General features: G+C 40.3%; 8 protein-coding genes and 1 pseudogene. 6 read left to right on the plus strand and 3 right to left on the minus strand.

Going from position 1 to position 8,864, the window contains the following annotated elements; genetic code table 11:
- The 6 genes and pseudogenes from DDR33_RS26820 to DDR33_RS24560 all read left to right on the plus strand — a co-directional run.
- Positions 1–892 (plus strand): RHS repeat-associated core domain-containing protein (locus DDR33_RS26820; RefSeq protein WP_238387938.1); only part of this gene is annotated, 892 nt, incomplete at its 5' end.
- Positions 893–896: 4 nt separating this feature from the next.
- Positions 897–1,376 carry a pentapeptide repeat-containing protein gene (locus DDR33_RS24540; protein ID WP_109418440.1) on the plus strand — a complete coding sequence of 160 codons (480 nt, stop codon included), beginning with the start codon at positions 897–899 and terminating at the stop codon, positions 1,374–1,376.
- A 112-nt stretch (positions 1,377–1,488) separates the two neighbouring features.
- Positions 1,489–4,227 carry a hypothetical protein gene (locus DDR33_RS24545; RefSeq protein ID WP_109418441.1) on the plus strand — a complete coding sequence of 913 codons (2,739 nt, stop codon included), beginning with the start codon at positions 1,489–1,491 and terminating at the stop codon, positions 4,225–4,227.
- Entirely contained in the window at positions 4,194–4,910 is a 717-nt protein-coding gene (locus DDR33_RS24550) for a hypothetical protein (RefSeq protein ID WP_109418442.1), read from the plus strand. Before DDR33_RS24545 ends, DDR33_RS24550 begins: the two co-directional genes overlap by 34 nt.
- A gap of 108 nt (positions 4,911–5,018) precedes the next feature.
- Positions 5,019–5,357: a hypothetical protein gene (locus DDR33_RS24555; protein ID WP_146198863.1), complete on the plus strand. Its 339-nt coding sequence runs from the start codon at positions 5,019–5,021 to the stop codon at positions 5,355–5,357.
- A gap of 334 nt (positions 5,358–5,691) precedes the next feature.
- Positions 5,692–6,102 (plus strand): annotated as a pseudogene (locus tag DDR33_RS24560) (transposase); the annotation flags it as partial.
- 109 nt (positions 6,103–6,211) lie between these two features.
- On the opposite strand, the gene DDR33_RS24565 reads toward DDR33_RS24560, so the two are convergent.
- From DDR33_RS24565 to DDR33_RS24575, 3 genes are all read right to left on the minus strand, one after another.
- Positions 6,212–7,255: a hypothetical protein gene (locus DDR33_RS24565; protein ID WP_146198864.1), complete on the minus strand. Its 1,044-nt coding sequence runs from the start codon at positions 7,253–7,255 to the stop codon at positions 6,212–6,214.
- 45 nt (positions 7,256–7,300) lie between these two features.
- On the minus strand, positions 7,301–7,582 hold the full coding sequence (locus tag DDR33_RS24570; RefSeq protein ID WP_109418446.1) for a hypothetical protein: 282 nt from the start codon (positions 7,580–7,582) through the stop codon (positions 7,301–7,303).
- A gap of 47 nt (positions 7,583–7,629) precedes the next feature.
- The coding region (locus tag DDR33_RS24575) for a hypothetical protein (RefSeq protein ID WP_238387939.1) at positions 7,630–8,864 on the minus strand (1,235 nt) is incomplete at its 5' end.

Below are 8,864 nucleotides of genomic sequence, written 5' to 3' on the forward strand. Positions count from 1 at the left end.
GATGACGCCGAGCCCGGATAATAAATATAAGTACAACGGGAAGGAGCTGCAGACGGAGCTGGGGATGAACCAGTATGATTACGGGGCGAGGTTCTATGATCCGGTGATTGGAAGGTGGAATGTCATTGATCCATTGGCAGAAAAAGGTAGGAGATGGTCTCCTTATGTTTACGGATTCGATGATCCGATTAGGTTTATCGATCCTGATGGTATGTGGCCAGATTGGGGTGCTTGGGGAAATGCAATTGCACAAGGGTTTACCGCTCATTACAAAGCAATTGGCAAGGTATTAACCACAAACCCAGTAACCACAGCTAAAAATGCTGTAAAAAGCTATGTAAATAATGTCAAAAATCATCCTGGTGAAGCGTTAGCTGATGCTGCAACGGGCGGACTTTATGGCAAGGCAAAAGAAAGTTACACATTAGTAAAGTCTGTTGTAACAGGTAATGCTAAAACAGGGGGGCATATACTTGGAAATAGTAGTGCCAATGTTCTTGATGCTGCGGTAGGCGTAGGTGCAGGTAAAGCTATAAGTGCTTTAAGCGGTGCAGCCCCCGCTGCGGAGGCGTTGAGTTCTGCGCCAAGAGCTCCTGTCACAGCACAAGGAATAGCAGATGCCTTGGAAGGTTCAACAATGAAAACTACACAAGGTGTTGTATCTTTACCTGTTGTCCAAAGATATGTTAATATGTTGGATGCTGGCAGCGAAGCTCCTGCAATAAAAGTTGCTGGTGACGTAATAGTTGAAGGAAATCATCGCTTTGTTGCAGGGCGAATTGTAGGACAGGAACCAGCACAAGTTCCTGGAACTTTGTCTCCAAGTCAGGCATCAAGCGTCAAACCGATTCAAGCAACAAAGGTAGACCCTGTAGATTGGGGAAATAAATAGAAACATGAAGATATTATTTGCAACAGACAATGTATTAGAATTGCCGTTTACCACATTAATAGGTAGCAATCTTAACGGACTAAACTTGCATAGAGCAATATTTGAGGGAATAGATATTCATGGTGCAACCTTTATCAATAGCGATTTGCGGGGTGCATTCATGGCGAATGCCAATGCTGCTGCATGTGACTTTGGAGGAGCAAGTCTAATCACCGCGTATTTTATGAATGCGCTCTTAAATAAAGCTAACCTCCAAAATACTAAAGCATTCTTTTGTAACTTCAATAAAGCGGACTTAAGTCAAGCCAATCTAAATAATGCAGACATTCACGGTGCAGATTTCACTGAAACGACCCTACTCGGAACGATAATGACTTGCTGCAATATTGATGGGGTTAACTTTAAAGATGCCGTCTATGATAAGTTCACGGTTTGGCCAGTAGAATTTGATCCCATTAGTGCTGGATGCATTAAAATAGATTGAACCACGAAGCCCCGGAAAGGGATTTTGTTAATGAATGTTTAACGAATATTATATGAAATGTAATGCGATTTGCTTTTTTTTAGCTTTTCAATTTCTATGTGGCTATCAACTCATGGGACAGACTGCTTCTTCAAGTCCGCAGATTATTCCCCCATCTCCGGTCTCCTCTCAAATTGCAAAATATATTGACTATCCCGTGAGCCTGTTCACAGGGGTCCCGGAAATCACTATTCCTATATACGAAATAAAATCAGGAGAACTTATACTACCCATTACATTGACTTATCATGCCTCTGGAATAAGAGTAAATGACAGGCATTACCCTGTTGGATTGGGCTGGACATTGAACGCGGGAGGACGAATTTCAAGGACAATCAAAAGTCATCCAGATGAAGAGGTATATAGTCTCACGGACAGTGAAATATATGCGAGGCTGTACAGTTCCGAGTATCTTGTCCAGAATGATCTTTATCGGTTAACTCAATTAAGAGATATAGAACCAGACTTGTTCTCGTTCAATTTGGGACTTCAAGGTAAGGCCTCTGGTAGATTTATTTTTGACCAGAATGCAAAGGGAGCTTCTTTGGAACTGTCGAATCCGATGTTTTTACCTAAAGTAAACTTGAGATTTGACTATTTTAATACCGCTCAAAAGATGATAGGACTCACTGATGAGGAAGGTGTTTGTTATAAATTTGGTGGATTTACAACGCAAGGTCAGGTTGCTTACGAGATAGCCAGTCATAGCAGCACAGCAGGCGATCCTTATCAGAACCATGTTTATACATCGGGTTGGTTGTGTAATGAGATTGTTCCTGCAAATAAGAATTTAAGAGATGCTATAACGTTTGACTATGAGCCAGGAAGATATATATTTCAGACTAACTATTCTACGTCTTTAGATCTATATGATTACGTTTGTCATACTTCTGAGAGCCGTTACTTTGTAGACATTGGGCCGGGAGAAGACGGCTTCTATGGTCGATACAATAGACTAGTCCCAGGTGAAAACGTTTATGCAAGCAGCACAGCCCCTAATTATTATCGCTATGATGAAAACAGAACTGCCTATCAGTTAACGAATGTTAAACAGATTAATTTTTCGGGAGGATTTGTGTTGTTTGAATATGATTCAAGTTCAAATTTGCTAAAGCGAATAACGGTAAGAAATCATTCTGGAGATACTATAAAAGTTGCCACTATGTTTTATAGCCAATTTGTTAATAACCAGGATAAAGAGAAGTTAAAACTTGATAGCCTTGTTTTGAAAGAGATGGGTGGGGAAAAAGATTCCAAGTTTGTGTTTGAATATGAAAGCGGTGCAAGTTTTATCGTCCCTGAGAGCGATTTCTGGGGCTACTATAATGGCAATTCGAATACTCTTCAAAGACCTGTTCGGGTGCCAATATGGGATAACGTGCCTTCGTTATCAGCTTTTATCAATCCTCCACCTGAGCTTTGGGGGTTCAACAAGGGATTACATCCTTACTTACTTTTTAGTCCTGAAAGAATAGACGAGAAGTTTGGATATGTTAGGAATGTCAAGGCCCGCGTTGGAGAAGCTGAAAGGAATTCGACGGAATGGAGTATGAAATTGTTTTCTTTAAAGAAGATCAAGTATCCTACTGGGGGGACGACTGAATTTGAATTTGAAGCCAATCGCTATCTGGATCCCGAGAAAGGCGGAATAATTGCTGGAGGCTTAAGGGTTAAGTCAATGCGAACTAAAGATAGGGAAACATCTGGGAATGCAATAATTAAAAGTTACTTATATGGAGAAAATAATGACGGGTTCGGATCTCCCGTGAATATTCCTTCTTATGAAAATTTCGTTACGCATCAGAATGTTGTCAAATTGCTTTATTCGAATTTAGTGCCAGAAACTGATGGCTGGGCTCGTTTGCGAACATTTCACAGTGATCCAGTCGAAGAACTTAGTTTTGCTGACGGGAGCTCCGTTTGGTATACCCATATAGAAGAGCTGCAAACGGATAATAATAAAGTTCTTGGAAAAACTACCTACCAATATGAACTGCCAGCATTCAACGTTTATAACAATTATTCAACTCATTTTAACAGCCTTAGTGAGATGGCTCAAATAAATGCGAGATACCTTGCTGAAATTAACGGTTTTAATTTCCCCCATCTTGTGGAAAGAAAATATTTTGGAGGTGATAGATCTTCGTTTATCCCTATTCGCACTGAGCGAAATAAATATGAAGAAGTTGAGGATAGTTATATATATAGAGTTAAGTTATATAAATACATGTCGTTTGTTGGAGAACCCGCTAGTGTTAATGATGTCAGAAGGGCGGTTAATGATTTTGGATATCTCGGCTCAGGATTGATGAGAATAAAGAATCTCTCATATAGGATTAAGGACGAATATATTACTACCTTTTCACACCATGCTACAGGATTAGACTCATCTATTACGATGAATGAATATGAGTACGGAATAAAACACAACTACCCGACATCTGTTTCAACATATAAAAGTAATGGTCAGATTTTGAAACGTTTAATGATTTACCCATTGGACTATTACAATCTTACTGGTACTGATAGTCTTAGTTTGGGTATAAAACATCTCCAACAACTAAATTTTATATCAAAACCAATTGAAACAGTTAGTGAAGTTTGGAAAAATGGAATTAGAGTAGGAGCTGTCAATGCGCAGTTTGACTGCTATTCGCCGTTCCTGGCACAAATTTCAAAAGTTTACAGGACTGAAAGTGTTAATCCTAACCCTTCCTTCCATTTCTCAGATGTGGAAAATGGAAGGCTGAAATTGATGAGTCTTATAGGGAAAGAGAAATGTATTTTTACGCAAGTACTGGTCGGATCTTAAGCTTTAAGGTAGGGGGAGGGCCTTTCACATCGTACTGCTGGGGATACGATGATTTGTACCCTATTGCGGAAGTGAGGAATGCGTCAGTAAGCGAATTTTATTTTGCGGATTTTGAAGGAAATAGTGGCTTCGACGGCTATTTAGAAGGTGATTATATCAGAAGCCATACAGGCTTATTTAGTGGTAGAATTAGTAATGATGGTTCAGGTAAAAAGAATAGCAGTAGCAATACGTGGTTGGAAACTAAGACTTTAAAGACAAGAACAATCAGGTATTCAGGTTGGGTTTTTAGTACGGGGCCTACAGCAGAAATCGCTCTCCTCATGAGGAGAGCTGGAGAGACTAATTCCTATAGTTATGTCGACACTGTTATACTTTCCGCAGGACAGCTTAACAAGTGGGTCTTATTGCAAAAAGAAATTGAAGTGCCGCTAGATGTAAGTCAGGTATGTATTCAACTTAGTAACAACTCAGAAGGTTCGGTTTGGTTTGATGACATTAGGCTTTATCCCGCAAATGCCCAAATGTCTACATATACTTATAAGCCCTTAGTTGGTGTAAAAAGCAGAACAAATGATGTTGGTCAAACCGTTTATTATGAATATGATAATTATCAGCGACTTCGGCTGATCCAAGATCAAAATAGAAAGGTATTGAAGGAGTATCAATATCGCTATAAATAAATCGTCGAAAAGGTTGGTACAGGTGATTATGAACCGGAGGTGACAGTTATGAAGTATGACGATCTTTAACCCTCTCGCTGTTATAAGGGAGTGCAAAAGGAAGTGTTTTTGTGGAGTTATAACAAACGATATCCGATTGCAAAGATAGTCAATGTCAGCTATCAGCAGGTCGAAGATTTATTGGGAAGCAGTAGCATACTTAATTTTTTTAATAAAGTTGCACCTACTTTCGAAGAGATTCAAAACTTTACGAAACCTCTGAAACCAGCCTTTCCGGAGGCGCAGGTTACTACATGCAGCTATAAGCCCCTTATTGGAATGGTTAGTATGACCGATCCGAGAGGTAATACCAGTTATTATAAGTACGACAGCTTTCGTCGGCTAAAGTCAGTACTTGACTGGCAAAAAAATGTAAAGCAGGACTATCAATATCACTATAGACCTTGAATTACTGTGGTATTAAAGATGGTTTAAAGCAATTTGCCTGTAAGTTAGTATGGTTTTGAATGGCCTTTTCCCGGCTCTGCTTTATATTTTTGACTTAGGGAATGGAAATCTTTTGTAGCTTTACCTTGGGGGAATCAAATCTACAAACATCTTTTTGGTTTTAATTTTTGTCATATCTTTGTCATTCTGTAACCTCCCCTAAAAATCGGACAGTTATAAAGTTAATTATTCTACTCTTAAACTGTCCGATTTTTAGGGGAGGTTACACTGGGATACCAACAACTATTACACAACTAATTCGTTATTATTGTCCAATTAATAAGGGGTCGGTACAGTATCAATAGGAATAACGGCCGCTAATATACATGATGTACACTATCTCAGCCAGCTTGAAAATCTGGAACTAAATGAATGTGAATTAATTGCAGATAAAGGATATTTATCCCTGCCCTATCAAACCACTCTTTTTGAACAGGACAGGATTCGGTTAATCACCCCTTTAAGGAATAGTATGAAGAAAAGAACAACGCTCTGGAATCCTTCTTACAGGTACGTCCGCAAGAGAGTGGAAACGCTCTTTTCTCAGCTTTGCGACCACCTTTACATCAAAAGAAATTATGCCAAATCGCTTAGCTGGCTCTTCACAAGGATGTGTTCAAAGATAAGTGGCGTAGCCGCTCTGCAGTTGATCAATTTCAAAAACAACAAGCCCATTAATCATTTAAAACATGCCCTTGCTGCTTAAACCGCACAATGGGTTATAAATAATTATATGACCCATTAATCACTTAAAACATGCCCTTTCTGTTTAAACCGCACAAGGGGTAATAAAACTATAGGTGCTAACCACACGCTTATTTATCCACCAATTGTTGTTCGAGTGAGCCAAGTCTTTCCTTAAGAGATGAGTAATCTTTTTTTAATGCCTCAACTTGTTTGTCCTTTTCGATGAGATAGAGCGTCAATTCTTCTATCTTCTTAAGTAAAAGCGCATTCATGTCGCCTAATTCAATTCCGTCCTTTTTTATATCAGTTGCAGAAGGTATCTCTGGAAGCCGGCCATTGTCTTTAATAAATGTCTCGACTTCTGAAAGTCGCAGTGGAGTGTGAGTTTCGGAAAATACATAATCCGGCCACGCTGCCTGAAGCTTCACCTTTACAGATTCGGCAATAACGCTGCCCGCCACAGCGAGTTTGTATCCCTTGCTATTATCAGTTCCAATAGCGAGGTTTCCCCTAATAAAAGAGTCTCCCGTCCCATTGAATTTGGCGAATTCACTTCCACTATTGTATAAACGGAGCGTTCCTGCGGGCTCAAGGATAGCTCTGGTTACGGAGTTGTTCTTATTTGCAAATATGTACCCTCCATCTCCAAAGAAGGCAATGTTGTTTATATCTGAATATAGCGCGCCGAATTGAGAGACGTATAAGATATTTCCTCTTATCCTGGCATTTCCGTTTATGTCCAGTTCATAAGCTGGGTCTGATGCATTAATACCCACTTTTCCCGTTTCGGAAAGAAAAACTCCGGTCGTAGCTGCGTTTGAACTTCCATTCTGTATCGCAAACGTGCTACTGTTCCTCAAAAATCCCATACCGGCCACCCAGGTACCAGCGCGAATAAATGAGATGTGGAACGCGTTGTCTCCCTGATCCTGCATTCTCACAATCTGCAAGCCTTTGCCATAGAGGATGTCGTCATAGGAGTCGCCAAATGTAGCAACGCCCTGGAACCGGGATTGTCCATTTACGTGAAAAGGAAACATTGGACTGGTTGTCCCGATTCCTACGTTTCCTGTGGAAGGGAATATATTAGTTTGCGAATAAGCGGCCATGGAGATTAGGGCTATTGCAGCAGATAATACCGGCCTTACTATTGTTTTTATTGGATATTTCAATGCTTTTTTTTGTTGAATATTAAAAAACTGTTAATCAATTCTATTCTAAGCTGAAACTTTGTACGAGGCGAAAAGGTTAGTATGGTAAACTAATTCAACAACCATATTACCGTTTGCTATTTGTCCAAGCCGGAACTGCTCAAAGTTATACAGGCCAGGTATAAGAATCTGTTTTCCCGTTATTGCGTTTCCCCAATCTCCCAGTTGTAAACCCGTGGTTGGATTAGTGGTTCCGATACCAACATTACCATTTGGAGGGAATGAGTTCTGAGCAAGTGTGTCGAATGCTGTGATAAGAGCGGTTAATGCTATTAAAAGCCTCTTCATATTTTACGATTTGAAATTATTAATATTTGATAATGATTTATTTCACACTATTTCACTTTCGACTCCAATTGCTCGATCCTTTTATCCTGCTTAATGATATGCAGGGTCAGCTCTTCAATTTTCTTAAGGAGCTTTATATTCATTTCACTCAGATTTATTCCCTCTTTTTCCATTTCACCGGCAGATGCAACTTCCGGTAAATGCTTATTTTTCTTTATATAAGAATCCAGATCCTTAAGCGACCGCAGTTCATAGCTGTCTTCGAAGACATAATCCGCTCCGGCATCTACCGATACCTTTACTTCCCGCGAATGGATATTACCTGCTACGGTAAGTTTAGCAGTGGGATTAACGGTTCCAATACCGACATTCCCCCCTTCCGGATTTAGACATAAGTAACCATATTGGGAGCCTGAACTTTTAATTGCTTGGATATTTGCGTGTCCGTTTGTTTCAGAGGTTATATTTAAGCTCAGTGAAGTAAATCCACCGGTTGCCCAATTGGGGTTGCCGATTAAAATGCCACCATTTCCATGAGGATCTACATTTAGTTTGTAAGTGGGATTTGCGGTGCCGATTCCGACGTTACCATTGCTTTTTATTCGCAGCTTCTCAGAAAGGTTCTCCTGACTGCTTCCATCCGAGGTCTGAAATGCCAGGTCCATAGATTGCACGAGGGCATTATTATCTAAATAGTTATTGATTCTCTCTGCCCTGATCTTTGCCCCGATCTGGTTAGGAGCCACATCCCGCCATGTATAAAACTCGATATCATATCCTCCTATTGCAGCACCCAGAGGAACGCGGATATTTCCGGCACTATTAGGTGCTCCCAGACGAAATAGCGGTTGATCCAGTCCGGCGTCAACATGTAACTTTGCACTTGGATCAAAAACCCCCATGCCAATATTTCCACTTGCTGATATACGCATTCGATGTGCTGTTCCTCCTGTAATCCCATTATTGGTGGAGTTTGTATAAAAGTCTAGTCCGGTGCCGTAAGAACCGTCCCGGAAAAATGCAAGAGCTGCACCGCCCCCGCCACCACTTTGGAAAGTAATACCATTTTGTCCCCAGTCGGCTACATTACCATTAATCCTGAGCCCATTTAATGGGCCGATATTTGTAAGGGTTCCATTTCCGAAAATCGATTCTGCATTTGCAGTATAGGACAAGGCCGTTATACTCTTACTGGTTGTATTTCCATTTTGAGTTACTTGTTCAAGTGTTTGTCCATTTACGAGCTGTCCGAACAGCATTAAAGCAAAGAATATGTATATCC

The sequence above is a fragment of the Pararcticibacter amylolyticus genome, from assembly GCF_003130405.1.
GTDB lineage: Bacteria > Bacteroidota > Bacteroidia > Sphingobacteriales > Sphingobacteriaceae > Arcticibacter > Arcticibacter amylolyticus.